Raw genomic sequence first — 26,474 nt, 5'->3', positions numbered from 1 at the left:
GGACTGGATGCCTCAGTCCTGCTTTAGCTTATAAATGCGCGCTTCGTGCGGCCGCATATGCAAAACGGCGCCCGTTTCTTGAATATCGGCGTAATTGCCGAGCAAATAATCGCGTGTGTAGGCGGATAATGCGCTTGGAAGTTCGTAGTCGTTTGGCTCGTTGCAATGATTGAGAACGATGAGCAAACGTCTGCCGTCAAGTTCGCGCGTATAGGCGTAAATATATGGCTCGTTTTCCGTATAGTCATGGAACGTGCCATACACCATTTCCGGGTGCTCTTTGCGCAATTGAATGAGCTTTCGGTAATAATGATAAACCGAGTTTGGATCTTCAAGCGCTTGTTTCACGTTAATTTCTTTATAGTTCGGATTCACCTTAATCCACGGCGTTCCGGTCGTAAAGCCGGCGTGTTCGCTGTCGTCCCACTGCATCGGTGTGCGCGAATTGTCGCGGCTTAACGGCTGCAAGTTTTCAAGCACTTCTTGCGGGTCGCGCCCTTTTGCGACTTCTTCGGCGTACTTATTTTTCATGGCGATGTCGTTATAGTCGTCAATGGAAGAGAAGCGGACGCCGGTCATGCCGATTTCTTCGCCTTGGTAAATGTATGGTGTTCCCGGCAGCGTATGCAGCATCGTTCCGAGCAGCTTCGCCGATTCGACGCGATACTCTTTGTCGTTGCCGTAGCGCGTCACTTGCCGCGTATGGTCATGGTTATTTAAAAATTGCGAGTTCCAGCCTTTTCCCCATAACGCTTCATACCAGCGTTTTTGAATTTGCTTAAAGCGGAGCGGATCCCAGCTCGGCATTTCGTCGCATACTTCAAAGTGGAACAGCGTATGCAGTTCATGGCGGTCTTCCGCTACATATTTTAACCCTTCTTCCGGCGAGACGAAAGCGACTTCACCGACAGTAAAAATGTCGTAATGTTTGAATACTTGTTCGTTCATTTCACGCAAATAGTCGTGAAGTCCCGGATTGTTCGTTAAATAGCGAATATCATATGGATCGGTCGCATCAGGGAATCCGTCTTGTTTGGCGAGAAGCGCGATCGCATCCAAACGGAAGCCGTCAATTCCTTTATCGAGCCAAAAACGCATCATTTTATAAATTTCTTCACGCACTTCATGATTTTTCCAGTTTAAGTCTGGCTGTTCCACCGCGAACGAGTGGAAATAATATTGTCCGGTCGTTTCATCGTATTCCCATGCCGATGGGGTAAAATATGAACGCCAGTTGTTCGGCTTGTCGCGCCAAATGTACCAGTCGCGTTTCGGACTGTCTTTCGATGAACGCGATTCCAAAAACCAAGGATGTTGGTCTGACGTATGATTGACGACAAGATCCATAATGAGTTTCATGCCGCGTTTATGCACTTCGTCCAAAAGTGTTTCCCACGTCTTCATCGTTCCGGCTTTGTCCATAATGCGGTAGTAGTCGGAAATATCGTAACCGTTATCTTTATCCGGCGATTCATAACAAGGGTTAAGCCAAATGACATTGACCCCGAGATGCTGGATATAATCGAGCTTTTCGATTAACCCTTGCAAATCGCCGTAGCCGTCTCCATCGGAATCGTAAAAACTGCGCCAATACACTTGATATACGACTGCTTCTTTCCACCATGCTTTTTTCATCGTCTTCTCCTCCGTCTAAAGCGCTTTCAACTTGAAATGTTTTCATGTATAGAATACCATTGAATCAGCGTGAAAAGAAAGATGGGAGTGAAAACGTTTTGGATGTATCGGTAACGACAATTTTAGCGAAAATGGCCGCGCTGGTGCAAAAGGCGCAGACTAGCGATGTGCGGCAAATGCGGGAGCATATCGCGGCGGTTCGTGTTCTTTGTGATCTTATTTTAGAAGAAGAGGAAAAACCCGCTGTTCTTTCTTCTGCTATGCCAGAAATTCCGCCGTTGGCTATAGCAAAAGAGCGCATCGACATCGGCGACGATGCGAACGGATCATCTTTGTTAGATTTTTAAAAGTTAAGATAAAGGAGATGGGGAAATGAAAACGTTTCTGTTGCTTGGGGCGATCGCTTCTTTTTTAGCAGTGGCGCTTGGTGCGTTTGGCGCGCACGGGTTGGAAGGAAAAATTCCGGATCGTTATTTAGAAATATGGAAGACAGCGGTGCATTATCAAATGTTTCATGCGGTCGGGCTTTTTGTCGTTGCGCTTTTATTGGCGAAATGGCCGAACGTCGGCACACTTACAACAGCAGGGTGGATTATGGTTGTGGGGATTGTGCTGTTTTCCGGAAGCTTGTACGTATTAAGCGTGACGCAAATTAAACCGCTCGGGGCGATTACGCCGTTTGGCGGGGTTGCGTTTTTAATCGCATGGGCGATGATCGCCTATGTCGCTATGAAACATTTATAAAACAGGGCTGTTTAATGACAGCCCTGTTTTAATTAACGGGGAGCATAGGAACTTAATCCAGGAGTTCCGCCGGCAAATGGATATTCATAGGCAATTTCTTCATCAAACGTTACGTAGTTGAGGTAAATCATCGGCAGCAAATAGCGCTTGCCTGTTTGCGGATCGCTTAAAATTAAATGGTCGCGTCCCGCTGCTTCAATCACTCCGCGGAATATTTTCGCATTCCATTCGCGGTTGTTTTCAAAAGTCATATACACAGTGGCGATTTTCCCTTTGTTTAAGCGTAAAATGTTTTCGATGTATGACTCTTCGAGCGGCAGCATGCCGGCTGCTGGTTGGCTAGCGGTTGTCGGAGTTTGTGCTGCAAATGAAGGGGGCTGTAGTCCAAAGCCGGTCATTGGTGAAATGGTCTGTTGATACGGAACGATTTGTTGGGAATAAGGATATGCTGTTGGATAATAACTTTGCGGATAATAGCCATATGGATATGGCTGATAGCTTTGTTGACGATCTTCTTCGTATGTCATGTAAGAACCCTCCTATAGAAAAATGGATTAATATACTCTTGGGCAGTCGCTCGGCAACGGCGCATAAAAACAGTGTGATTTATAGCGGCCCACATTCCATTGGTTAAACCATTGCGGCGGGCAATCGCCTTCCGGTTTAAAAAACCAAAGCGCATTCGTTGCCGGATGATAGCGCCAGCCACGAATCACTTGGCGGGCTAATTGGATGTCGAGTTCCCTCGCTGCTTGATAAAAGTATCCTTTTTGCACTGCTTCAAAACCGCCGGGGCTTTGAAACACCATTTGCCGAATTGTACGTAATCCTTGAAAATCAAGACAATCGGCTCGAACGCGATTGACGCCGACGTTACCAACCATCAGCATTCCTAATCGCCCGTCTCCTTCTGCTTCCGCCCGCATCAGCCTCGCTAGCAATTTCACGTCTTCTTCATTATGGGCAACAACAGCCATTTCGTCACCTCATCCCGTCTTTTTTCTCGACAATAATAGGCTATTGTGAAAGCGGAATTTGGTGACAAGAAAAAGCGATTTTATTTTATACATATGGAGAAAAGGAACGGTCTATGACAAAAAAATCAGGACGTCCTTTCGACGCCCTGAACGTTATACGTGAAGAAATGAAACTACTTTTTCTTTTGGCAGTCTGTTTCCGACGAAGAAAGAGCCGAACTCGCCGTAGCGGGCGCTCACTTCATCAAACCGCATTTCGTAGACGAGCTTTTTAAATTGCAGAACGTCATCTGAAAATAATGTAACGCCCCACTCATAATCGTCAAATCCGACGGAGCCAGTAATGATTTGCACGACTTTGCCTGCGTATTTGCGGCCGGTCATCCCGTGGGCGCGCATTAAGTTGCGGCGTTCTTCCATCGGAAGCATATACCAGTTATCGTTGCCTTGGCGGCGCTTGTCCATCGGATAGAAGCAAATATGTTTTGTTTTTGGTAAGATCGGGAACAGGCGGCGGCGAACTTCCGGATTTTCATACGGATCGCTTCCGTCAGAAGGCAAGTAGTTGCTTAATTCGACGACTGATACGTATGAATAGGCTGGCACTAAATATTCCGCTAATTTTGTTTTATTGAAGGCAGTTTCGATGTCGTTCAATTCTTCCATTGTTGGACGTAAAATCATGAACATGATGTCAGCTTTTTGACCAACAACGGTGTAAATCGCGTGGCTCCCTTCGTTGCGCGCTTCGGTTGTTTCCCACGTTTCCACCAATGCTAAAAATTCATCAATAGCCGTTTGGCGCTCGTCGCGTGTGAGCGTTTTCCAAGCGGCCCAATCGACCGAACGGAAATCGTGAAGGCAATACCAGCCTTCGAGTGTTTGTGCTGCTTCACTCATTGCTTTCAACTCCTTATGTATGGTTTAACTTTACTATATCATAGTTTGCCAAAGGAGTGCTCGAAAAACAAATACCGGATCATAATGACTGAATTATTTTAATAGAAAGACTATTGTTTGTAAGGGGTTACTTTTGTTGCTTTTCCATATGATAAGAGTATGCTAGTAAGTAAGATGATTTTTTTGGAGGAGGAAAACAAGTGAGCGATTTATTTTCCAGTTTAAAACAAAAAGTAGCAGGGAAAAAGGTGACGCTCGTTTTTCCGGAAGGATTGGACGAACGGATTTTGACAGCGGTCAGCCGTTTGGCGCGTGAGCAAGTGCTGATTCCAATTGTGATTGGCAATGAAGAGGCAGTGAAGCAAAAAGCAGCAGAGCTCGGCGTAGCGCTTCCGAACGTTGAAATTATTGACCCAAAACAATACGAAGCAATGGACGAGCTTGTCGCTGCGTTTGTCGAGCGTCGGAAAGGAAAAGTATCAAACGAAGAAGCGCGCAATATTTTGTTGGATGAAAATTATTTTGGTACGATGCTTGTCTATATGAATAAAGCACACGGCTTGGTGAGCGGGGCGGCTCATTCAACAGCGGATACGGTACGCCCAGCGTTGCAAATTATTAAAACGAAACCGGGCATTCGCAAAACATCGGGCGTCTTTATTATGGTGCGCGGCGACGAAAAGTATGTTTTTGCCGATTGTGCGATTAATATTGCGCCAGACAGCCAAGATTTAGCGGAAATTGCCGTAGAAAGCGCCAATACCGCGAAAATGTTTGATATCGAACCGCGTGTCGCGATGTTAAGCTTTTCGACAAAAGGTTCGGCAAAATCGCAAGAGACAGAAAAAGTGATCGAAGCGGTGCGCCTTGCGAAAGAAATGGCGCCAGATTTAGTCATCGACGGCGAATTTCAATTTGATGCGGCGTTCGTGCCGTCTGTGGCGAAAAAGAAAGCACCGGATTCGGTCATTCAAGGCGATGCGAACGTCTTCATCTTCCCGAGTTTAGAAGCTGGAAACATCGGCTATAAAATTGCGCAGCGTCTTGGAAATTTCGAAGCGGTCGGCCCGATTTTACAAGGACTAAACCAGCCGGTCAACGATTTATCGCGCGGCTGCAACGCTGAAGATGTGTACAAGCTCGCGCTTATTACGGCCGCTCAGGCGTTATAAGAAACAAATGGAAAAGGGCTTAACACGATGGGGTTGGGCCCTTTTGTGATATAATGGGGATATATTATGGCAACAAGGAGATTGACTTATGGTACATGAACTGTTGCGGCAGCCGAGATGGCGAATCATTGACCAATCTCATTTTAGTTCGATGTTTGATGCGAAACAATCGTTTGCGATCGATGATACGCTCTGTACGTGCGTCGGGCAAGGAGGCTCGGATGCGGTCGTTCGCATATGGGTGCATCACGATACAATTGTGCTCGGGATTCAAGATACGAAGCTTCCGTATTTGCAAGACGGGGTCTCTTTCTTAAAAGAACAAGGCTATCGCGTCATCATTCGCAATTCCGGCGGGCTGGCGGTCGTTTTAGATAATGGGGTGCTTAACATTTCGCTCATTTTGCCAGAAAGCAAAAAAGCAATTGACATTACCCAAGGCTATGAAGCGATGTGGGAATTAATCAAACGGATGTTTTCGGTGTATCCGGTCACCATAGAAGCGAAGGAAATTGTCGGCTCTTATTGCCCCGGCAGCTACGATTTAAGCATAGAGGGGAAAAAGTTCGCTGGTATCTCGCAGCGCCGTGTTCGCGGAGGAGTAGCCGTCCAAATTTATATATGCGTCAATGGTAGCGGTTCGGAACGCGCCAAGCTCATTCAACAGTTTTACGAGCGCAGCTTACAAGGGGCGGAAACGAAATTTGTGTATCCGCGCATCGTTCCAGCAACGATGGCATCACTGTCCGAATTATTGCATGAGCCGTTAACGATTTCTGATACGATGCTCCGCTTATTGCAAACGCTTCGTTCGTTTGGCGCCGAACTTTATTCGTCTTCCTTAACGGAAAAAGAATGGCCGCTGTATGAGCAATATTGGCAGCGAATGGTCGAGCGGAATGAAAAAGCAAGCCTGCCCCTTTCATAAAGGGGCAGGCCGATATTATTCCGCAATTTTCTCTAAATTACCATTTTTGTCCATTTTAAATTTCAACGTTTGCCGCTCTTCTTCCTCTTGCAGCGTCATTTTCCGCGCGCGGTTCATAATGCGCAACATCGTTTCATATTCTTCGCGAATGGAAGAAGAATCTTCTTCTAGTTTAGCAATTTTCTTTTCTAGTTCTTCGTTTTTCGCCATCAATTCATTCATTTCTTTTTTAAGCCGTTCGTTCTCTCTTTTGAGCGCTTCGGCATGTATGTTGTCCGATCTGAATGATTGCAAAAAAGCGATGACATGATCGAGCGTCATCGTCGCTTGTTCAATAGAAGCCGGAAGTTCCGCGATTTCCCCTAATTCTTCTAGAGAAGGGATTGGCGGAGTATACAGCAGCTTTTTGCGGACGGGCTGATTTTTTCCAAGCAGCCGTAAGCGTTCTTTTCGTTGTTTTTTCGCAAGTTGCAAGGCGGTTTCGTATTGGCTGCGCACGACGGCGTTCCAGCGGAATCCGCAAGCTGCTGATGTTCGATTGAGCTTATCTCCCACTTCTTCAAACGCGTTTAGTTGCGTGCTTCCTTCTCGCACATGGCGCAGCACCGTTTCAGCCAGCAGCAAATCATCATCTTCTGTCCATGCATCTTGTCGTTTCTTCATAATTAAGCACCCTTTCTCGGCATTGTTTTTCAACAGTTATAGCTGGTTAGTAGTATCATGGACAAAAATGAAAAGATCTATACGATTTTTTAGTTTTTGTGAATGGAAAGTTGCAAGTTTTGGTAGCTTGCATTGTAAGCGAAGAAGAGGTAGAATACACGTTAGCGTAAAAACTCGGAAAGGATGAAGAAAATGGCCAACGAGTTTCGCGTATGCGATGATTGCCAAGCAACGAATTTAAAAACATTGTTGCCTCGGCTCAAAAAGCTCGATCCAAATGCGACCATTCAAATTGGCTGCCAATCCTATTGTGGCCCGGGCCGGAAAAAATCGTTCGCTTTTGTCAACAATCGGCCGGTTTCTGCCGCAAACGAAGATGAGCTCATTGAAAAAATCGTGCAAAAATTAAAAAAGAGTTAAAAAATCGCCTTCATGTTTATGAAAGGTGATTTTTTATTTCTATATTTTAGGAAATACTATAAAAAATCAAGTATTTTTTTGTCGATGGAAACAGCTTATAATAGATTCATGTTAGGAATGGAAGAGGGGATAAAATGGCGTATCCCGGAGGGCAATTAAGCGAAGAAAAAGTATTTAAAGACCCTGTTCATCGGTACATACATGTTCGGGACAAAATTATATGGGACTTAATAGGAACAAAAGAGTTCCAAAGGTTGCGCCGCATTAAGCAGCTCGGTACGACGTATTTAACGTTTCATGGGGCGGAACATAGCCGCTTTAATCACTCGCTCGGCGTGTATGAAATTATTCGCCGCATTATCGATGATGTTTTTGTCGGAAGAGAGCACTGGGATCATAGCGAGCGGCTGTTATGCTTATGTGCGGCGTTATTGCACGATTTAGGCCACGGTCCGTTTTCCCATTCGTTTGAGAAAGTGTTCCATCTCGATCATGAAAATTTTACGCAAGCGATTATTTTAGAGGATACGGAAGTGAATGCGGTGCTAAGGCGGATGGGCAATGATTTTCCGAAAAAAGTCGCCGAAGTGATTGCGAAAACGTATCAAAATAAGCTCGTGGTTAGCCTTATTTCAAGCCAAATTGACGCCGATCGGATGGATTATTTGCTTCGCGATGCGTATTATACGGGTGTCAGCTACGGGAATTTTGATATGGAGCGCATTTTGCGCGTCATGCGCCCGCGTGAAGATCAAGTCGTCATTAAGCGGAGCGGCATGCATGCGGTCGAAGATTATATTATGAGCCGCTATCAAATGTATTGGCAAGTGTACTTTCATCCGGTGACGCGCAGCGCGGAAGTGATTTTAACGAAAATTTTACATCGCGCCAAAAAATTGTACGAAAGCGGCTACACGTTTCAAACGAAACCGGTTCACTTTTATTCTCTCTTTGTCGGAAATGTGAATTTGCAAGACTATTTAAAGCTCGATGAAGCAGTGATCCTCTACTATTTCCAACAATGGCAAGAAGAAAAAGACGAGATTTTGCGCGATTTATGCAGCCGTTTTGTTCACCGTCGCTTATTTAAATATGTCGAATTCAGCCCGACGAATGAGCAAATGAAAAAGCTGATGGAGTTGACGCTTTTATTTAAAAAAGCAGGGATCGATCCTGAGTATTATTTGGTCGTCGATTCCTCGTCCGATTTGCCGTATGACTTTTACAGGCCGGGGGAAGAAGGCGAGCGGCTGCCGATTTATTTGTTAATGCCGAACGGAGAACTGCGTGAGCTTTCGAGAGAATCGGTACTCGTTGATGCGATTTCCGGAAAGCGTAGGACGGATCATAAATTGTATTTTCCAGACGATTTTCTATATGACTTCTCAACAAAGCGTGCGACAAAGAAAAAGATTATGGAAATATTAGAGGGTTAGGAGATGACTTGATGTGTTAACGGAACACGCAAAAATTATGAAGGCGTTTATGGCGGCAGGGGAAATCGTCGGTCGCAAGAAGCTGCAAAAAATGATTTATATCGCGAAAAAATTGCAATTCCCTTTTTATGAGAAATTTGATTTCCATTTTTATGGGCCGTATTCCGAAGAATTGACGTGGCGCATTGAAGAGCTTTGCAACTTAGGTTTTTTGAATGAAGTGAAAGAGAAAAAAGGCGGCTATGTTCAATACCGCTATACGTTAACGGAAGCGGGCGAACAGTTTTTAAGCCATTACGACATCGAGCTGCCGCATTTGCAAGACTGTTTGCAAGATATGAATGGGCAGCACTCGCGGTTTTTGGAGCTCGTATCGACGGTGCTTTATTTTGAGCATTTAAGCAAGGAGGAAGTAAAGGAAAAAGTATTTTCGTTAAAAAGCAAGCAACGCTATACGGAAGAAGAGTTTGAAGAGGCGTATGCGTATATCGATAAGCTTCGCGGCTATGTGCATAGCCGGTCTTAGAAAAGAGGACTCAAAAGGTCGAGGGTGTCCCAGAAGCAAAAGGACACCCTCTATGTACATTATTCGTCGCTGAGGCGCTTTCCCGCGATGGCATAATGGTTTTTCGGCATTTCTTCGATAAACACGACGATTTTTTCTTTCGGTGCTCCCGTTGTTTCCGCCACCGCTTCTGTCACTTTTGCCACGAGCGCTTTTTTCTGTTCTTCCGTCCGTCCTTCGAGCATTTTGACTGTTACGTAAGGCATGCAGCACTCCTCCTTTTTTATATCTCATCGTTATTGTACCATGAAAACAGCAGGGGAGTTCTACTTTTTAGAGCAAATCATGGTATACTGATTAATAAAGATCGAAAGAAGGGGAAGTATAGCGTGGATCAACTTTTACCGTATTCGCTCAGTGAAATTCCATATGTGTTTATGACGCTTGCGATTGCTTTTTCCGTTCATGAATTTGCGCATGCGTACGTCGCCTATAAGTTCGGTGATCCGACGGCAAAAAATCAAGGGCGCTTGACCTTATCGCCGCTTGCTCATTTGGATTTGTTAGGAACGCTGCTCATTTTTCTTGCCGGCTTTGGCTGGGCAAGGCCTGTGCCCGTAAATCCATATTACTTTAAAAATCCGCGTCTAGCAGGCATTCTTGTGTCGGTTGCGGGGCCGCTCAGCAACTTTGTGCTTGCTGCCGGCGGCTTTCTCGTCTGGTACAGCATGATCCGTTTCGGTGTGATGACGATGATTCCAGACTGGTTTGCAGCGGGATTTGACTCGTTTTTTCAAATTTTTATTAGCTTAAATGTGCTGTTGTTTCTGTTTAACTTGCTGCCGTTTCCGCCGTTGGACGGATACCGGATTATCGAGGATTTGGCGCCTCGTCAGTTGCGGGCGAAAATGACGCAATGGGAAAATTACGGGGCGCTCATTTTTTTGATTCTTGTATTAACACCGCTTGATCGGTATACGATTCATCCGATTTTTAACGTGGCGGTGCCGTTTGTGCTGGAACGATTACAATCATGGTTTTCTCTGATCATTTTTTAAAGGGGTGTTTTGATGGAACAAAAAAAGAAAAACATCGGCTTTAACATTATTAAAAGCGATCCGACAGCTGGGCACGGCGGGTTTGGCGCCGGCGCGTTGAGCCTTGATAACGTATCGCCGGTCATTATTGATGTCGAAGCGGGCGAGGCGTTTGTCGATATCGGGGCGATGCACGCTCGCAGCGCAGTCGAAAAAGGGATTAAATTTACCCCAAACCGCGAGGAAGTGCCAAACGGTAAACCGTATTGGCTCGTTTGGGTCACGATCGACCGAAAGGAAGAAGGGTCTTACTATGCAGGAGTGACGGCGTGCGAAATGACAGTCGACCGCGAAGCGCGGCGCGGGTACAAAATGTTGCCCGATCATGTCAACAAGCTCGATAAATCGCTCAAACGCCGGGTGATCGTCGATCATATGGACGAAAAATCGAAACGAGTGTTAGCGGATTTTTTGAAGCAACACGATATCGAGATGTGGAACCGCTCTAGTGACGAATTAAAAAACGGGTTGAGTCAGTAGGAATATTTCCCATAGATGTGACGGTTTTGTGAACGTATATGAGCGGGTACTTGAGCTTTTTTTGGAAAAAGAGTAAACTAAACCTACATGCATAACACAATAAAACTAGGACGGGAAAACCCTCAAGCGGCGAGCGTTTGAGGGTTTTCCTTATTCTCATATTCAAAACCATTCAAAAAATTTTTCGAACCAGTTGTTCGGCTTGGCTTTAGGCGGTTTATTTTTCTTCTTTTTCTGCAGATGATCGGTGCAATATTCGGTCGGTTCGGTGCCGAAGATGTAGTATGTGAGCCGTTTAACAGGGCACGCTCTTGTCGCAAGCTTCCCATTATCAGGGTTAATGTACACGCCGACGACCCCTTTTGTCGGTTTAAATGTTTTGACAGGTTCGTTTTGTAAGCTTTTTTCCATAAATTGCACCCAAATTTTTTTCGCATATTGTTTCTCTGCCATTTTCGTAATTTTTTCTGCCCGGTCATAGCCGGTCCATACACCGGCTACAAGCTGCGGCGCATAGCCGATCATCCAGCTGTCCGTTTCGGTCGTTCCCGATTTTCCAGCATAAGGGCGGGTGATGTCGTTTATGATCGTCTGCCCGGTGACGGTCGTGTAGTCGTTCAGTTTCGGATCAAACATTCCGGTCATCAGCTCGGTTGTCACAAAAGCAGCGTCCGGATCCAACACTTGTTCGTCGCTCTGTGTGGCTTCATAAATCGTTTCCCCACGATGGTTGACGATTTTTTTAATAAAGACCGGCTCGACTTTTTTTCCGTTATTCGCTAGGATGCTGTAGGCATTGACCATTTCAACCACTTTTACGGGCGATGTTCCTAGCGCCAGCGAGGGTACCTTTTTCAGTTTGCTTGTAATCCCGAGTTTTTTAGCGGTTTGGACGAGCTGCTCTTCGCCGATAAATAAATGGGTTTTCACGGCAAAGACGTTATCTGATAAGGCGATTGCCTGCGCGAGCGTGATCGTGTCATTGGCGTAATAGTTGTTATAGTTATGAGGTGTATACGTCGATCCATCGTCAAATGTAAAAGTCGTCAGTTCGCTTCGCATTTCCGTCGACGGGGTAAACCCTTGCTCGATGGCGGCATAATAAAGAAACGGTTTAAACGTCGACCCCGGCTGCCGTTCCGCCTGTACGGCCCGGTTATATTGGCTTTGGTGGTAGTCTCGTCCACCGACGAGCGCTTTCACTTCTCCCGTACGTGGGTCCATTGCAACGAGAGCGACTTGAATCGCTGATGCCGGGCCGATTGTCTGGCGAATTTGTTGTTCGGCGATTGTTTGCATTTTCGGATCTAAAGAGGTGTAGACACGCAATCCCCCCATTTCAATTGTTCGTTCATTGAGCCCTAATTTCGTTCGCAACACTTGTTTGACTACATCTTGGAAATATGGAGCGATTTGTTTTTTCGCGACTTCATGATCGCGGGAATACACAAGCGGCGCTTCATATGCTTGTTCCGCTTCTTTTTTGCTAATATAGCCGCTTTCAACCATCGATAATAATACTGTTTTTTGCCGCGCTTTTGCTCGCTTTTCATCGATGAACGGCGAATAGTAAGAAGGGCCTTTCGGAATGCCGGCTAACATGCTTGCCTCGCTTAATGTAAGTTGTTTCGCTGATTTCCCAAAATAATAATTGGCTGCTGCTTCAATTCCGTAAGCGCCGTGACCGTAATAAATGGTGTTTAAATATCCTTCTAAAATGTCTTGTTTGCTATAATTGACTTCTAGGCGAATCGTATACAATGCTTCTTGAAGTTTTCTCATCCATGTTTTATCTAACGTTAAAAATAAATTGCGCGCATATTGCTGGGTAATGGTGCTCGCTCCTTGCACTTTTCGCATCGCTTTTACATCGGCGATGATGGCAGCGATAATGCGTTTCATGTCAAAACCGTGGTGTTCAAAAAATTTTTTATCTTCTACTGCCACCGTTGCTTCAATGACAGAAGGAGCCATGTCATGAAGGCTCACCCAATATCGTTTTTGGCCGTTATCGCTTTCGCCGATTTTCGTGCCGTCATCGGCATAAAAAACCGTCGTTTGCGGAACGGCTAACGGAGGAGCTCCTTCAAATTTTGCCAACGCAATGACCGCCGCGATACAGACGGTGAATAAGATTGCTAGGATGAGGCTAATAAATACGAGCGCACGAATATATTTGACCGTTCCGCGGAACCGGCTGCTTGGAATGATTTCCAACGTCCTCACCTCATCGATGTTGTTTGTATTAGTATGAAAAGATTTTTCCCATTTTAAACATTTTTCTAGCAATTTTTACTTGAAATTTTGCTAGATTGCTCTATACTTTTTCGTGTTTAGTTTTTCTTTGTAAGGCTAAAATAAAGGCATGTGAATGAACTAAAGAAAGGGTGTTCGAACGATGGAATTATGGTTTACCGAGAAGCAAACAGAACATTTTGGAATTACAGCACGAATTAAACGCACTTTACATACAGAACAGACAGAATTCCAAAAGCTTGATATGGTCGAAACAGAAGAGTTTGGAAACATGCTCATTTTAGACGGCATGGTGATGACGACGCAAAAAGATGAGTTTGTTTATCATGAAATGGTCGCTCATGTGCCGCTCTTTACGCATCCAAACCCGGAAAATGTTCTTGTCGTTGGCGGCGGCGACGGCGGCGTGATTCGCGAAGTGCTGAAACATCCGAGCGTGAAAAAAGCAACGTTAGTTGAAATTGACGGAAAAGTGATCGAGTATTCGAAAAAATATTTGCCTGAAATCGCAGGCAAACTTGACGATCCGCGCGTCGAAGTAAAAGTCGATGATGGCTTTATGCACATTGCCCAAAGCGAAAACGAATACGATGTGATTATGGTTGACTCGACAGAGCCGGTCGGTCCGGCCGTCAATTTATTTACAAAAGGTTTTTACTCAGGAATCGCGAAAGCGTTAAAAGCAGACGGCATTTTCGTGGCACAAACAGACAACCCTTGGTTTAAAGCAGATTTAATCCGTACGGTGCAGCGCGATGTGCGCGAAATTTTCCCGATTACGCGCCTTTACATTGCGAACATTCCGACATATCCGAGCGGCATGTGGACGTTTACGATCGGTTCGAAAAAATACGATCCGCTAGCAGTTAGCGATGACCGTTTCCATGACATTGACACGAAATATTACACAAAAGAGCTGCATAAAGCGTGCTTTGTCTTGCCGAAATTTGTGGCCGATTTAGTGAAATAAGGGGGATTTTGCATGCGATTCGATGAGGCTTATTCTGGCAACGTCTTTATTAAAAGCCATCCGAATTTTGAAGAAAGTGAAGCGGTCATTTACGGCATGCCGATGGATTGGACGGTTAGCTACCGCCCAGGTTCTCGCTTCGGTCCGGCGCGCATTCGCGAAGTGTCGATCGGCCTTGAAGAATACAGCCCGTATTTAGATCGCGAACTAGGCGAAGTGAAATATTTTGATGCGGGCGATATTCCGCTCCCGTTCGGAAACGCCCAACGCAGCTTAGATATGATCGAGGAGTTTGTTGATCGCATTTTGGCAGCGGATAAATTTCCGCTTGGCCTTGGCGGCGAACATTTAGTTTCCTGGCCGGTGATGAAGGCGGTGTACAAAAAATATCCGGATTTAGCGATCATTCATATGGATGCGCATACCGATTTGCGCGAGCAATATGAAGGAGAGCCGTTGTCGCACTCGACGCCGATCCGGAAAATTGCCGAGCTTATCGGACCGAAAAACGTTTTCTCATTCGGCATTCGTTCCGGCATGAAAGAAGAATTTGCATGGGCGAAAGAAAACGGGATGTATATCGCGAAATTTGAAGTGCTAGAGCCGTTAAAAGAAGTGCTTCCGAAATTGGCTGGCCGCCCTGTGTATGTCACGATTGACATCGATGTATTAGATCCGGCTCATGCGCCTGGTACAGGCACCGTTGATGCAGGAGGAATCACATCGAAAGAATTGCTGGCTGCGATTCATGAAATTGCCCGCTCAGATGTGCGTGTGGTCGGTGCAGATTTAGTGGAGGTCGCTCCTGTGTATGACCATTCTGAACAAACAGCCAACACAGCAAGCAAACTCATCCGCGAAATGATTCTCGGTTGGGTAAAATAATGGTGATCCCTCACCTGTGATAAAGGTGGGGGATTTTTGTTGTTTTGTTTTCGGTCACGTATTACGCTCTTGAAGCAAGGTAAAGGCTTCCCTTATACTTAATAGCAGCTTGTTTAAAGGGTGTGTGGATGATGGAGAAAACAAACGGAATACCTATTCAACTGAAACAAGTGACGGAAATTCGCGACGGATTGCGAAAAGAAACTGTTGTCCTTGAAACAAATGGTTTATACTACTTAAAAGGGGATACGGTTTACTTAACGTTTGAAGAAAAGTATGAAGGCAAAACAGTCAAGAACGTGCTGAAAATTACTGGTGATGAAGTCGTTGTTCTTCGCTCTGGTGCTGTACAAATGCGCCATACGTTTCGCAAACACGAAGAAACAGTTGGGACGTACGAAAACAGTGCTGCTCGTTGGCCAATGAAAACAAAAACAGAACAAGTGTTATATCGATACAATGAAAAAGCAAAAAAAGGACAATTGTTTTTTTCTTACATATTGCAGCTAGCCGATCAACATGTCGGTCGCCATACGATGACGATTACGTTTAAGGAGGAAACGCAATGAACATTGTGGAACAAATGAAAGAACAGCTCAAAGAAGAGATTAAACAAGCGGTGATCAAAGCTGGACTTGCGACAGAAGCGGAAATGCCGAATGTCATTTTAGAAGTGCCGCGCGAAAAAGCGCACGGTGACTATTCGACGAATATGGCGATGCAGCTGGCGCGGGTGGCGAAAAAAGCGCCGCGCATGATCGCAGAAGAAATCGTCCGCCATTTCAATCAGCAGGCTGTTTCGGTTGAAAAAATTGATATTGCCGGACCAGGCTTTATTAACTTTTATATGGACAACCGTTATTTAACGAAACTCATTCCGACGATTTTGCACGCAGGGGCGTCGTATGGTGAAACGAACGTCGGCAACGGCCAAAAGGTGCAAGTTGAGTTCGTATCCGCCAACCCGACGGGGAATTTGCATTTAGGACATGCCCGCGGCGCCGCTGTCGGCGATTCGTTGTGCAACATTTTAGAAAAAGCGGGATTTGACGTCACGCGTGAATATTATATTAACGATGCTGGCAATCAAATTTTCAACTTGGCCAAATCGGTTGAAGCACGCTATTTTCAAGCGCTTGGCATCGACAAAGATATGCCGGAAGACGGCTATTACGGCGATGATATTATTGAACTAGGGAAAAAGCTTGCCGAAGAGCATGGCGACAAGTTTGTGTCGCTTGACGAGCAAGAGCGCTTAAAATTGTTCCGTGAATACGGATTAAATTATGAAATGGATAAAATTAAAAAAGACTTACACGACTTCCGCGTGAAATTTGACGTTTGGTATTCTGAAACTTCGTTGTACCATAACGGCAAAATCGAAAAAGCGTTAGCGGCGTTGCGCGAAAAAGGGCATATTTATGAAAAAGACGGCGCGACATGGTTCCGTTCGACGACGTTTGGCGACGATAAAGATCGCGTATTGATTAAGCAAGACGGCACGTATACATATTTATTGCCGGATATTGCGTATCACCAAGATAAATTGGAGCGCGGGTTTACAAAGCTGATTAACATTTGGGGCGCGGACCACCATGGCTACATTCCGCGCATGAAAGCGGCAATCGCGGCGCTCGGTTATGATCCAGACGTTCTAGAAGTAGAAATTATTCAGCTCGTTAGCTTGTATCAAAACGGGGAAAAAGTGAAAATGAGCAAACGCACCGGCAAAGCGGTGACAATGCGCGATTTGATGGAAGAAGTCGGTTTGGACGCGACCCGTTATTTCTTTGCGATGCGCTCGAGCGATACACATTTAGATTTCGACATGGACTTAGCCGTTTCGCAATCGAACGAAAACCCGGTTTATTATGCGCAATATGCGCATGCGCGCGTATGCAGCATTCTTCGTCAAGGGGAAGAGCAGCAGCTGTCTTACGAAGGCGAGTTGCAACTTGAGCATATCGAATCAGAAAAAGAAATCGATCTATTGAAAAAGCTCGGCGAGTTTCCAGCTGCGGTATCGGAAGCTGCGCTTAAACGTACGCCGCATCGCGTGACAAACTATATTTTCGAGCTTGCGTCCGCTTTGCACAGCTTCTACAATGCGGAAAAAGTGATCGACCCAGAAAACGTTGAAAAAAGCCGCGCACGTCTAGCGCTAGTGAAAGCGGTGCAAATCACCTTGCAAAACGCACTTGCTTTAATTGGTGTTTCCGCACCGGAAAAAATGTAGTTACACGTTTATTTTTGAGATATAATAAACAGGAGAAGTGGGTATATTTGTGTTAGACAAATATATCCACTTTTTTTGCCTCCTCATTTGAAAAAGAGTATGTTAAGATGGGTAATGGCTGTCGATAGAAGTAGATATTTGTCGAAAAAGTGTGACAGCGGAAAAAATGGAGGAGATGTTTCGGATGAAAGAAATTATTTTGTCATTATTGACCGGTATGGTCGTTGGCTTTTTGTTTACATTATTCCGCTTGCCGATTCCGGCTCCGCCGGCTATTGCGGGAATTTCTGGAATCGTCGGCGTCTATTTAGGCATGAAAGCGTTTCAATGGATCAGCATACTTTGGAAATAAAAATGTTGAGGAGAAACTCCTCAACATTTTTTTATAACCATTGGGAAAGAAGTGTGGAAAGCGATTCTTTTCCCCGCTCCCATACCGACCGCTTTTTCCACCAATCGAGCGTCAATCGTTCTGAACGGGACAGTTCATATCGGATGACGTGCTTCATTTGTTGCGTAAACGCACGGTCGTAAATAAAGCAGTTCATCTCACCATTGAGAAAAAAACTCCGTTTATCAAAGTTCGCCGTCCCGATGTTGCATATGTTGTCATCAACAATGATTGTTTTCGCATGGTAAAACCCTTGGTAGAAACGATGAATATGGGCACCTGCTTTTAACAAGCGGTAAAAGTATGGAAACGCTGCCTCCTTGACAAACAGATGATCCGCTTTTAATGGAACGAGAATCGTCACCGCTACTTGGCGTTTCAGTGCATCTAGCAGCGCATCCATCACGTTTTTCCCGGGAATAAAATAAGGAGAGCCGATCATAATTTCTCGCTGCGCTTGGCGAATGAGGCGAGAAAAATCTTCCTCAAGTCCATCGCCGTTTGTTGCGATGAACCGATGAGCGATCGCACCATTTGGCAATGGCGGAAAATATCGTTCCTCATTTTGCACAGTTTCTCTTGTTGTGGCTTTCCAATCGTCCAAAAATTGCGCCTGCAAATCCGCCACTCCTTCCCCGCTTACTTTTAAATGGTAATCGCGCCAATCGCCGAAATCAGCGTCTTGCCCGATATACTCTTTGCCGATGTTAAAGCCGCCAATGTAGCCGATCGTTCCGTCGATGACGGTAATTTTTCGATGGTTTCTTCGGTTCAGCTGATAAAAAAAATAAGGAAAGGTCGGCTTTTGGCTATAAGCAAAGCGCACGCCGCTTTTCTTTAATGAGCGAATCGTTTTCCGCGGCAGCCCGAAACTGCCGACCCAATCGACGAGAAGCCGCACTTCGATTCCTTCTTTTGCCTTTTGTTGTAAAAGCGAGAAAAACTGTTGACTAATCTCGTCCGTTTTGACAATATAAAACAAAATATGAATGTGATGTGTCGCCTGCTCGATTGATTGAAAGTAATCAGCAAATAAATGTTTTCCGTTTGTAAACAGCGTCATATCGCTTTGACGCATCGGATATTCTTTTTTTGGACTGGCCCGCTTTCGTTTGCGGCCAAGCTGCTCATCGAGGATGATAAGCAATAATACAATCACAATTACCCATATCGCAATCACGGCATCTTCCTCCTGTATTTCGTCATTATTTATTAATGTACCCGTTATGAAAAAAATTAGCATGCTCTCCAGCAAAAACATTGTTGACTGAATGCTCATTCATAGTTAAAATAAAAACAAGGGGTATAATTTCTGAAAATTTGTTCTCTTGTTAATATTTTTTTATTGTCGATTATGAGGGGGAAAGGGGAGTTAGATGGTGAATTCGTTGTTGATCCTTAATTTTCTTGCGTTTTTGTTTGTAACCGCTTACGCTGTTCATTTGTTTACGTATTTAATAAAAACGCGCATCGCTTATATTAAGCTAGGCAAAAAAGTCGAGTTTGACCAAAAGGTAAAAGAACGTCTCGAAAAAATTTGGGTGAATGTGTTCGGACAGAAAAAGCTGTTGAAAGACAAAAAAAGCGGCCTCATTCACGTTGTCTTTTTTTACGGGTTTATTCTCGTTCAATTTGGCGCGATTGATTTTATTATTAAAGGGCTTATCCCAGAAGGACATTTACCACTAGGACCGCTTTATCCAAGCTTTACGTTTTTCCAAGAAATTGTGACATTGCTTATTTTACTTGCGGTGTTTTGGGCGTTTTACCGCCGCTACATCGAAAAGCTTGTCCGCTTAAAGCGCGATTTGAAAGCCGGATTAGTGCTAATTTTTATCGGCGGGCTGATGCTTTCTGTGCTGTTTGGAAACGGAATGAGCATGATTTGGCATGGCGAAGAAGCGACGTGGAGCGAACCTGTTGCATCGTTGATCGCTGGCGCTTTCTCTTGGGTTGGGAAAACAGGAGCTGCTGTTCTTTTCTACGTGGCATGGTGGGTTCACTTGCTAATTTTGCTTACCTTCTTAGTATACGTTCCTCAATCGAAGCATGCGCACTTAATCGCAGGTCCGGTGAACGTGTTTTTCAGCCGCTTGTCACGACCAAAGCTTGAAAAAATTAACTTTGAAGATGAAACGCAAGAATCGTTTGGCGTCGGCAAAATCGAAGACTTTAAACAAACGCAGCTCATCGATTTATACGCTTGCGTCGAATGCGGACGCTGCACAAACATGTGTCCAGCGACGGGAACAGGAAAGATGCTTTCTCCGATGGACTTAATTTTAAAGCTCCGCGACCACTTAACGGAAAAAGGGGCTGCTGTTACATCTAAAGCGCCTTGGGTACCGACGTTTGCCTTCAAAAACACAAAGGGCAATCAACTTGCATTCGCCGCACAAGGCTTGCAAGAACAAGCCGCTGCATTAGAAATGCCAAGCTTAATTGGCGATGTGATTACAGAGGAAGAAATTTGGGCCTGTACGACGTGCCGCAACTGTGAAGACCAATGTCCGGTCATGAACGAACATGTCGACAAAATCATCGACCTTCGCCGCTATCTCGTTTTGACGGAAGGAAAAATGAATCCGGATGCGCAGCGAGCGATGACGAACATTGAACGTCAAGGCAACCCGTGGGGGCTCAACCGAAAAGAAAAAGAAAACTGGCGTGAACTGCGTGAAGACGTGCATATTCCGACTGTTAAAGAAATGCAAAAAGCAGGCGAACAATTCGAATATTTATTCTGGGTTGGCTCAATGGGCTCATTTGACAACCGCAGCCAAAAAATCGCGTTAGCATTTGCACGGTTATTGAATGAAGCCGGCGTGAAATTTGCGATTTTAGGAAACAAAGAGAAAAACTCCGGCGATACGCCGCGCCGCTTAGGAAATGAATTTTTATTCCAAGAATTAGCGACAAATAACATCGCCGAATTCGAAAAAGCGGGCGTGAAAAAAATCGTCACGATCGACCCGCACGCATATAATACGTTTAAAAACGAATATCCAGATTTCGGATTTGAAGCAGAAGTATATCACCATACCGAACTTCTTGCGAAACTCATCGAAGAAGGCCGGTTAGTGCCGAAATATGAGGTGAACGAAACGGTTACGTTTCATGATTCATGTTACCTCGGACGCTATAACGAAGTATATGAACAGCCGCGCAACATTTTGCGCGCCATCCCAGGCGTGAAGCTTGTGGAAATGGAACGTAATCGCGAAACAGGAATGTGCTGCGGCGCCGGCGGCGGTTTAATGTGGATGGAAGAAACGACCGGAACGCGCATTAACGTGGCGCGCACGGAACAGGCGCTAGCTGTCAACCCGACGGTGATTAGCTCCGGCTGTCCGTACTGCTTAACGATGTTAACAGACGGAACGAAAGCGAAAGAAGTAGAGGACAAAGTAGCGACCTATGATATTGCGGAGTTGTTAGAAAAAGCGGTGTTTGGCGATCGGAGAGAAGCTGTTTCATAAAAAAGAATTGAATAAATAATTCGTATTTTTTAAAATAGTTAGTATAATAAAAAGAGGAGGTGTACGAAGGGGTACACCTTTCTCCTAAACTGTCGCGCTGAGCGAATGTTCAGTCTGTATTTTGTAATCGCTTTCTTGATTTTTGTAAAAACTGTTTGAACTTAAATGTTGCTTGAATGGTCCATATATTTTTCAAAGGGGAGAGAAAGATGGGAAAAACGGTTATTTTAAGCGGAGTGCGTACTCCATTTGGGAAATTCGGAGGGAGTCTTAGTTCATTGACAGCGGCGCAGCTAGGAGGCATTGCGGTAAAAGAGGCGCTTCATCGCGCGGATGTGAGCGGTGAACAAGTCGACGAAGTTATTTTAGGTACCGTTCTTCAAGGCGGACAAGGGCAGCTTCCTTCGCGGCAAGCCGCTCGCTATGCGGGGATTCCGTGGGAAGTACGAACGGAAACGATCAATAAAGTGTGCGCTTCAGGCATGCGCAGCGTAACATTGGCTGACCAAATCATTCGCGCTGGCGATGGGGAAGTCGTCGTAGCAGGAGGAATGGAATCGATGAGCAACGCCCCATATGTTTTGCCAAAAGCGCGTTGGGGATTTCGCATGGGTGATTCGACGGTCAAAGATTTAATGGTGTATGACGGTTTGACATGCAGCTTTACCGGCGTTCATATGGGCATATATGGCGGCGAAACAGCCAAACAATTAGAGATTTCGCGCCACGAGCAAGATGCGTGGGCGTATCGCAGCCATCAGCGCGCGATTGCGGCGATCGAGGCAGGCGTGCTCGCCGAAGAAATCGTGCCTGTCGAAATTCCGCAACGAAAAGGCGCCCCCATTGTGGTGGAGCACGATGAATCGCCGCGCAAAGACACGTCGATCGAAAAATTGGCGAAGCTCGCTCCTGTGTTTGATCCATCGGGCACGATTACAGCGGGCAACGCTCCTGGCGTGAACGATGGGGCAGCTGCACTCGTTTTAATGAGCGAAGAACGGGCATTGCGCGAAGGAAGAACGCCGCTTGCGACGATTGTCGCCCACACATCGATCGCCGTCGAAGCGAAAGACTTCCCGAAAACACCGGGCCTTGTCATTAACGAACTGTTAAGAAAAACAGGCAAAACAGCGGAAGAAATCGATTTGTTCGAGATTAACGAAGCGTTCGCTGCCGTTGCGTTAGCGAGCATCAAAATCGCCGGATTGGATCCGGAAAAAGTGAACGTCAACGGCGGTGCGGTGGCGCTAGGCCACCCGATCGGCGCAAGCGGTGCGCGCATCATCATTACGCTCATTCATGAACTGAAACGCCGCGGTGGCGGACTCGGCATCGCAGCGATTTGCAGCGGCGGCGGCCAAGGCGATGCAGTGATGGTAAAAGTAGATTAAACGATGGCGTAAGAAACCTAGAAAGCGAGCGTTGTTGTTCATTCAAACAGCCGCGCTCGCCCTAAAATTATTCGTTAATGGGGGATAGGAAATGGATGTCAAAAAAATCATGGTCGTTGGCGCTGGGCAAATGGGATCAGGCATTGCGCAAGTATGTGCGATGGCAGGATATGATGTGTTCTTGCACGATTTAAAGCAAGAATATGTTGATCGCGGACTTGCGACGATTGCGAAAAATTTAACGCGCCAAGTCGAAAAAGGGAAATTGACGGAAGAAGAAAAAGCAAGTATTTTGAACCGCATTGCACCTTCGCTTGATTTGCAACATGCAAGCGTTGTCGACTTAGTCATTGAAGCGGTTGTCGAAAATATGGAAGTCAAAACAAAACTGTTTGCGCAGCTGGATGAAATTGCTCCTTCGCATGCCATTTTAGCAACGAACACATCCTCGCTTCCGATTACGGAAATCGCCGCCGCAACGAAACGACCGGAAAAAGTCATTGGCATGCATTTTATGAACCCAGTTCCTGTGATGAAGCTTGTTGAAATTATCCGCGGCTTGGCTACCGCTGAAGAAGTGTACCAGACGATTGAACAAATTACGCATAAATTGAATAAAGTGCCGGTTGAAGTAAACGATTTCCCGGGATTTATCTCAAACCGCATTTTAATGCCGATGATTAATGAGGCGATTTATGCATTGTACGAAGGGGTCGCAACGAAAGAAGCGATCGATGAAGTGATGAAGCTCGGCATGAACCATCCGATGGGGCCGTTGACGCTTGCCGATTTTATCGGTTTAGATACGTGCTTGTATATTATGGAAACGCTTCATGAAGGATTTGGCGACGACAAATACCGTCCGTGCCCGCTTCTTCGCAAATACGTCAAAGCTGGCTGGCTTGGACGAAAAACGGGGAAAGGTTTTTACACGTACGAATCATGACGGCTACTTGGCGCTGAAGAAGGTGGTAGACATGAATTTACGTTTTACTGAAGAGCAAGAAATGATGCGCAACATGGTAAAAGAATTTGCTCAAAGCGAAATTGCCCCGTTTGTCGAACGGATGGAACAAGGTGAGTTTCCGCGTCCGATTCTCAAAAAAATGGCTGAGCTCGGGCTAATGGGCATTACGATCCCGGAAGAATACGGCGGCGCCGGAATGGATTTTACGTCGTACATTATTGCGATTCACGAAATTTCGAAAGTGAGCGCAACAGTAGGTGTCATTTTATCCGTCCATACGTCTGTCGGCACGAATCCGATTCTTTATTTCGGCACGGAAGAACAAAAACGAAAATACGTGCCGAAGCTCGCGAGCGGCGAGTATTTAGGGGCGTTTTGCCTCACGGAACCGAGCGCCGGCTCAGATGCAAAAAGCTTAAAAACGAAAGCGGTCCGCCAAGGAGATTGCTATATTTTAAACGGTTCGAAAGTCTTTATCACGAACGGGGGCGAAGCGGATACGTATATCGTGTTTGCGCGGACGGATCAAAGCAGCATTTCCGCCTTTATCGTGGAAAAAGGCACGCCAGGTTTTATCGTCGGCAAAGACGAAAAGAAAATGGGCTTACATGGCTCAAGAACGGTGCAAATTTCGTTTGAAGATGCGAAAGTGCCAGCGGAAAATTTATTAGGCGAAGAAGGACAAGGATTTAAAATCGCAATGGCCAACCTCGATGCCGGGCGCATCGGCATTGCCGCACAATCTTTAGGTATTGCGGAAGCAGCGTTGGAATATGCGACCGCTTATGCGAAAGAGCGCATTCAATTCGGCAAACCGATCGCTGAACAACAAGGAGTAGCGTTTAAATTAGCGGATATGGCGACAGCGGTGGAAGCTGCAAAGCTATTAGTATATCGCGCCGCTTTTTTGCGGACAAACGGGCTTCCGTGCAGGAAAGAAGCGGCGATGGCAAAATTATTCGCTTCACGGGCTGCGATGGAAAACGCGATTGAAGCGGTGCAAATTTTCGGCGGCAATGGCTATACCGAAGATTATCCGGTTGAACGGCTGTTCCGCGATGCAAAAATTTGCGAAATTTATGAGGGAACAAGCGAAATTCAGCGCTTAGTCATTAGTAAACAACTATAATGATCGGGGGAGAAAACAATGAATTTCCAATTGACAGAAGAGCATGAAATGATACGAAAAATGGTGCGCGATTTTGCGAAAAACGAAGTGGCGCCAACTGCCGCAGAGCGCGATGAAGAAGAGCGGTTTGACCGCGAAATTTTTAACAAAATGGCTGAACTCGGCTTAACGGGCATCCCGTGGCCGGAAGAATACGGCGGCATCGGCAGCGATTATTTAGCGTATGTCATCGCCATTGAAGAGCTGTCGAAAGTGTGCGCTTCGACGGGTGTGACGTTATCTGCCCACATTTCCCTCGCAAGCTGGCCGATTTATAAATTCGGGACGGAAGAACAAAAACAAACGTATTTACGGGCGTTAGCGACAGGGGAAAAGCTCGGCGCCTACGGTCTTTCCGAGCCGGGCGCAGGGTCTGACGTTTCCTCGATGAAAACGAGAGCGGTATTAGACGGTGACCATTATGTGTTAAACGGTTCAAAAGTGTGGATTACAAACGGCGGCGAAGCGGAAATTTATGTCGTGTTTGCTGTGACGGATCCGGAGAAAAAACATAAAGGCATTAGCGCTTTCATCGTCGAAAAAGGCACACCGGGATTTTCGATCGGTAAAAAAGAGAAAAAATTGGGCATTCGTTCCTCGCCGACAACGGAGTTGATTTTTGAAGATTGCCGCATTCCGAAAGAAAACCTTCTCGGCCAAGAAGGGGAAGGCTTTAAAATCGCGATGATGACGTTAGACGGAGGACGAAACGGCATTGCGGCACAAGCGGTCGGCATCGCTCAAGGCGCGTTGGATGCAGCGGTTGAATATGCGAAAGGTCGCGTTCAATTCGGCAAACCAATCGCTGAGCAACAAGGGGTTGGGTTTAAGCTGGCGGACATGGCGACAGCGATCGAAGCAGCCCGGTTATTAACTTATCAAGCGGCATGGCTCGAATCAAACGGTCTTCCGTACGGAAAAGCGTCTGCGATGGCGAAGCTGTTTGCTGGCGATACGGCGATGAAAGTAACGGTCGATGCGGTGCAAATTTTTGGCGGATACGGCTATACGAAAGACTATCCGGTTGAGCGGTTTATGCGCGATGCGAAAATTACGCAAATTTATGAAGGAACGCAAGAAATCCAGCGGCTCGTTATTTCGCGGATGCTCACGAAAGAATAACAGAGCGATAGGTGATGAACATGAAAAAGCGCGAAGTACCGGCTTCAGTGAAAGATGAGCGCCTTGTAAAGAAACGGCGCAATGAAATGATTAAAGGTGCGATCGCTCTATTTAAACAAAAAGGATTCCATCGCACGACAACGAGAGAAATTGCGAAAGCGTCAGGGTTTAGCATCGGCACGCTCTATGAATATATCCGCCAAAAAGAAGATGTGCTTTATTTAGTGTGCGACCGCATTTATGACGAAGTACGCGAACGCATGGAAAAAGATATCGGCACTCATCATGCTACGGTGGAAAGCTTCAAATTAGCGATCGCTCACTATTTTAAAGTAGTCGATGATTTGCAAGATGAAGTGCTTGTCATGTATCAAGAAGCAAAATCGCTCAGCAAAGAATCGTTGCCATATGTACTGAATAAGGAAATGCAAATGGTTGCGATATTTGAGGAAATTTTGCAGACGTGTGTTCAAAATGGGGTTTTTCAATTAACAGAACAAGAAATCAAATTGTTTGCGCACAACATTGTCGTATTAGGACAAATGTGGGCGTTCCGGCGCTGGTCGCTGCATAAAATGTACACGCTTGATGAGTTTATTGAGCTGCAAACGGAATTTTTGTTAAGAGGTATTTTGCAAAAACGGTCATAATG

General features: G+C 45.7%; 28 protein-coding genes. 20 read left to right on the top strand and 8 right to left on the bottom strand.

The features are described from left to right. Positions 1–12 precede the first annotated feature (12 nt). Positions 13–1,635 carry a glycoside hydrolase family 13 protein gene (locus HNQ34_RS05590; protein WP_183252445.1) on the bottom strand — a complete coding sequence of 541 codons (1,623 nt, stop codon included), beginning with the start codon at positions 1,633–1,635 and terminating at the stop codon, positions 13–15. Positions 1,636–1,733: 98 nt separating this feature from the next. Between HNQ34_RS05590 and HNQ34_RS05585 the strand changes: the two genes are divergently transcribed. Continuing rightward, on the top strand, positions 1,734–1,982 hold the full coding sequence (locus HNQ34_RS05585) for a YwdI family protein (RefSeq protein ID WP_183252442.1): 249 nt from the start codon (positions 1,734–1,736) through the stop codon (positions 1,980–1,982). Between the two features lie 25 nt (positions 1,983–2,007). Further along, positions 2,008–2,379: a DUF423 domain-containing protein gene (locus HNQ34_RS05580; RefSeq protein WP_183252440.1), complete on the top strand. Its 372-nt coding sequence runs from the start codon at positions 2,008–2,010 to the stop codon at positions 2,377–2,379. Between the two features lie 32 nt (positions 2,380–2,411). Here HNQ34_RS05580 and gerQ read toward each other — a convergent pair whose 3' ends face one another. From gerQ to hemQ, 3 genes are all read right to left on the bottom strand, one after another. Then, entirely contained in the window at positions 2,412–2,906 is a 495-nt protein-coding gene (gerQ, locus tag HNQ34_RS05575) for a spore coat protein GerQ (RefSeq protein WP_183252438.1), read from the bottom strand. Between the two features lie 27 nt (positions 2,907–2,933). After that, positions 2,934–3,356 (bottom strand): cell wall hydrolase, encoded by a 423-nt coding sequence (locus tag HNQ34_RS05570; protein ID WP_183252436.1) that lies wholly within the window; start codon positions 3,354–3,356, stop codon positions 2,934–2,936. A 153-nt stretch (positions 3,357–3,509) separates the two neighbouring features. Next, positions 3,510–4,256 (bottom strand): hydrogen peroxide-dependent heme synthase, encoded by a 747-nt coding sequence (gene hemQ / locus HNQ34_RS05565; protein WP_183252433.1) that lies wholly within the window; start codon positions 4,254–4,256, stop codon positions 3,510–3,512. Between the two features lie 200 nt (positions 4,257–4,456). On the opposite strand from hemQ, the gene pta reads away from it, so the two are divergent. Continuing rightward, positions 4,457–5,428 carry a phosphate acetyltransferase gene (gene pta / locus HNQ34_RS05560; protein ID WP_183252431.1) on the top strand — a complete coding sequence of 324 codons (972 nt, stop codon included), beginning with the start codon at positions 4,457–4,459 and terminating at the stop codon, positions 5,426–5,428. An 88-nt stretch (positions 5,429–5,516) separates the two neighbouring features. Further along, the gene (locus tag HNQ34_RS05555) at positions 5,517–6,356 is read left to right on the top strand and encodes a lipoate--protein ligase family protein (protein ID WP_183252429.1); all 840 of its coding nucleotides are present in this window, start codon (positions 5,517–5,519) and stop codon (positions 6,354–6,356) included. 15 nt (positions 6,357–6,371) lie between these two features. Here HNQ34_RS05555 and HNQ34_RS05550 read toward each other — a convergent pair whose 3' ends face one another. After that, positions 6,372–7,019 carry an RsfA family transcriptional regulator gene (locus HNQ34_RS05550; protein WP_221277310.1) on the bottom strand — a complete coding sequence of 216 codons (648 nt, stop codon included), beginning with the start codon at positions 7,017–7,019 and terminating at the stop codon, positions 6,372–6,374. 192 nt (positions 7,020–7,211) lie between these two features. On the opposite strand from HNQ34_RS05550, the gene HNQ34_RS05545 reads away from it, so the two are divergent. The 3 genes from HNQ34_RS05545 to HNQ34_RS05535 all read left to right on the top strand — a co-directional run bounded on the left by HNQ34_RS05545 (position 7,212) and on the right by HNQ34_RS05535 (position 9,401). Continuing rightward, positions 7,212–7,439 carry a YuzB family protein gene (locus HNQ34_RS05545; protein ID WP_183252427.1) on the top strand — a complete coding sequence of 76 codons (228 nt, stop codon included), beginning with the start codon at positions 7,212–7,214 and terminating at the stop codon, positions 7,437–7,439. Between the two features lie 134 nt (positions 7,440–7,573). Next, a complete protein-coding gene (locus HNQ34_RS05540) occupies positions 7,574–8,875 on the top strand; it encodes an HD domain-containing protein (protein ID WP_183252425.1) in 1,302 nt (433 codons plus the stop codon). A gap of 13 nt (positions 8,876–8,888) precedes the next feature. Further along, positions 8,889–9,401, top strand: a complete 513-nt coding sequence (locus HNQ34_RS05535; protein WP_183252423.1) for a YwgA family protein — start codon at positions 8,889–8,891, stop codon at positions 9,399–9,401. A 59-nt stretch (positions 9,402–9,460) separates the two neighbouring features. Here the strand turns inward: HNQ34_RS05535 and HNQ34_RS05530 are convergent, their stop codons facing one another. Beyond that, entirely contained in the window at positions 9,461–9,646 is a 186-nt protein-coding gene (locus HNQ34_RS05530) for a 2-hydroxymuconate tautomerase (RefSeq protein ID WP_183252420.1), read from the bottom strand. Positions 9,647–9,769: 123 nt separating this feature from the next. Between HNQ34_RS05530 and HNQ34_RS05525 the strand changes: the two genes are divergently transcribed. Both HNQ34_RS05525 and HNQ34_RS05520 read left to right on the top strand, forming a co-directional pair. Further along, positions 9,770–10,438: a site-2 protease family protein gene (locus HNQ34_RS05525; RefSeq protein WP_183252418.1), complete on the top strand. Its 669-nt coding sequence runs from the start codon at positions 9,770–9,772 to the stop codon at positions 10,436–10,438. A 12-nt stretch (positions 10,439–10,450) separates the two neighbouring features. Next, positions 10,451–10,957, top strand: a complete 507-nt coding sequence (locus HNQ34_RS05520) for a YwhD family protein (RefSeq protein WP_183252417.1) — start codon at positions 10,451–10,453, stop codon at positions 10,955–10,957. Positions 10,958–11,119: 162 nt separating this feature from the next. Here HNQ34_RS05520 and HNQ34_RS05515 read toward each other — a convergent pair whose 3' ends face one another. Next, entirely contained in the window at positions 11,120–13,174 is a 2,055-nt protein-coding gene (locus tag HNQ34_RS05515; protein WP_183252415.1) for a transglycosylase domain-containing protein, read from the bottom strand. A 181-nt stretch (positions 13,175–13,355) separates the two neighbouring features. Between HNQ34_RS05515 and speE the strand changes: the two genes are divergently transcribed. From speE to HNQ34_RS05490, 5 genes are all read left to right on the top strand, one after another. After that, complete coding sequence (gene speE / locus HNQ34_RS05510; RefSeq protein WP_183252413.1) at positions 13,356–14,183, top strand: polyamine aminopropyltransferase; 828 nt, start codon at positions 13,356–13,358, stop codon at positions 14,181–14,183. A 12-nt stretch (positions 14,184–14,195) separates the two neighbouring features. Then, complete coding sequence (speB, locus tag HNQ34_RS05505; RefSeq protein WP_183252411.1) at positions 14,196–15,068, top strand: agmatinase; 873 nt, start codon at positions 14,196–14,198, stop codon at positions 15,066–15,068. A 131-nt stretch (positions 15,069–15,199) separates the two neighbouring features. Further along, positions 15,200–15,637, top strand: a complete 438-nt coding sequence (locus tag HNQ34_RS05500) for a YwiB family protein (protein ID WP_183252409.1) — start codon at positions 15,200–15,202, stop codon at positions 15,635–15,637. Continuing rightward, entirely contained in the window at positions 15,634–17,304 is a 1,671-nt protein-coding gene (argS, locus tag HNQ34_RS05495) for an arginine--tRNA ligase (RefSeq protein WP_183252407.1), read from the top strand. Before HNQ34_RS05500 ends, argS begins: the two co-directional genes overlap by 4 nt. A 184-nt stretch (positions 17,305–17,488) precedes the next feature. Then, positions 17,489–17,656, top strand: a complete 168-nt coding sequence (locus HNQ34_RS05490; RefSeq protein WP_183252405.1) for a XapX domain-containing protein — start codon at positions 17,489–17,491, stop codon at positions 17,654–17,656. A gap of 31 nt (positions 17,657–17,687) precedes the next feature. Here the strand turns inward: HNQ34_RS05490 and cls are convergent, their stop codons facing one another. Continuing rightward, entirely contained in the window at positions 17,688–18,875 is a 1,188-nt protein-coding gene (gene cls / locus HNQ34_RS05485; RefSeq protein ID WP_183252403.1) for a cardiolipin synthase, read from the bottom strand. Between the two features lie 199 nt (positions 18,876–19,074). Here cls and HNQ34_RS05480 point away from each other — a divergent pair, with 199 nt between their 5' ends. The 6 genes from HNQ34_RS05480 (at position 19,075) to HNQ34_RS05455 (ending at position 26,472) form a co-directional block, all read left to right on the top strand. Continuing rightward, positions 19,075–21,174, top strand: coding sequence for a (Fe-S)-binding protein (locus HNQ34_RS05480; RefSeq protein WP_183252401.1), 2,100 nt, complete (start codon positions 19,075–19,077; stop codon positions 21,172–21,174). Positions 21,175–21,383: 209 nt separating this feature from the next. Further along, entirely contained in the window at positions 21,384–22,565 is a 1,182-nt protein-coding gene (locus tag HNQ34_RS05475; protein WP_183252398.1) for an acetyl-CoA C-acetyltransferase, read from the top strand. A 91-nt stretch (positions 22,566–22,656) separates the two neighbouring features. Next, positions 22,657–23,511, top strand: coding sequence for a 3-hydroxybutyryl-CoA dehydrogenase (locus tag HNQ34_RS05470; RefSeq protein WP_183252396.1), 855 nt, complete (start codon positions 22,657–22,659; stop codon positions 23,509–23,511). 31 nt (positions 23,512–23,542) lie between these two features. Beyond that, positions 23,543–24,661, top strand: coding sequence for an acyl-CoA dehydrogenase (locus HNQ34_RS05465; protein ID WP_183252394.1), 1,119 nt, complete (start codon positions 23,543–23,545; stop codon positions 24,659–24,661). 18 nt (positions 24,662–24,679) lie between these two features. Then, on the top strand, positions 24,680–25,822 hold the full coding sequence (locus tag HNQ34_RS05460) for an acyl-CoA dehydrogenase (RefSeq protein WP_183252392.1): 1,143 nt from the start codon (positions 24,680–24,682) through the stop codon (positions 25,820–25,822). Between the two features lie 20 nt (positions 25,823–25,842). Then, positions 25,843–26,472 carry a TetR/AcrR family transcriptional regulator gene (locus tag HNQ34_RS05455; protein WP_183252390.1) on the top strand — a complete coding sequence of 210 codons (630 nt, stop codon included), beginning with the start codon at positions 25,843–25,845 and terminating at the stop codon, positions 26,470–26,472. Positions 26,473–26,474: the final 2 nt, after the last annotated feature.

The organism is Anoxybacteroides tepidamans (genome assembly GCF_014201465.1).
GTDB lineage: Bacteria > Bacillota > Bacilli > Bacillales > Anoxybacillaceae > Anoxybacteroides > Anoxybacteroides tepidamans.
The sequence above is the reverse complement of the archived record's forward strand: the minus strand, read 5'-3'. Positions and strand labels throughout refer to the sequence as shown.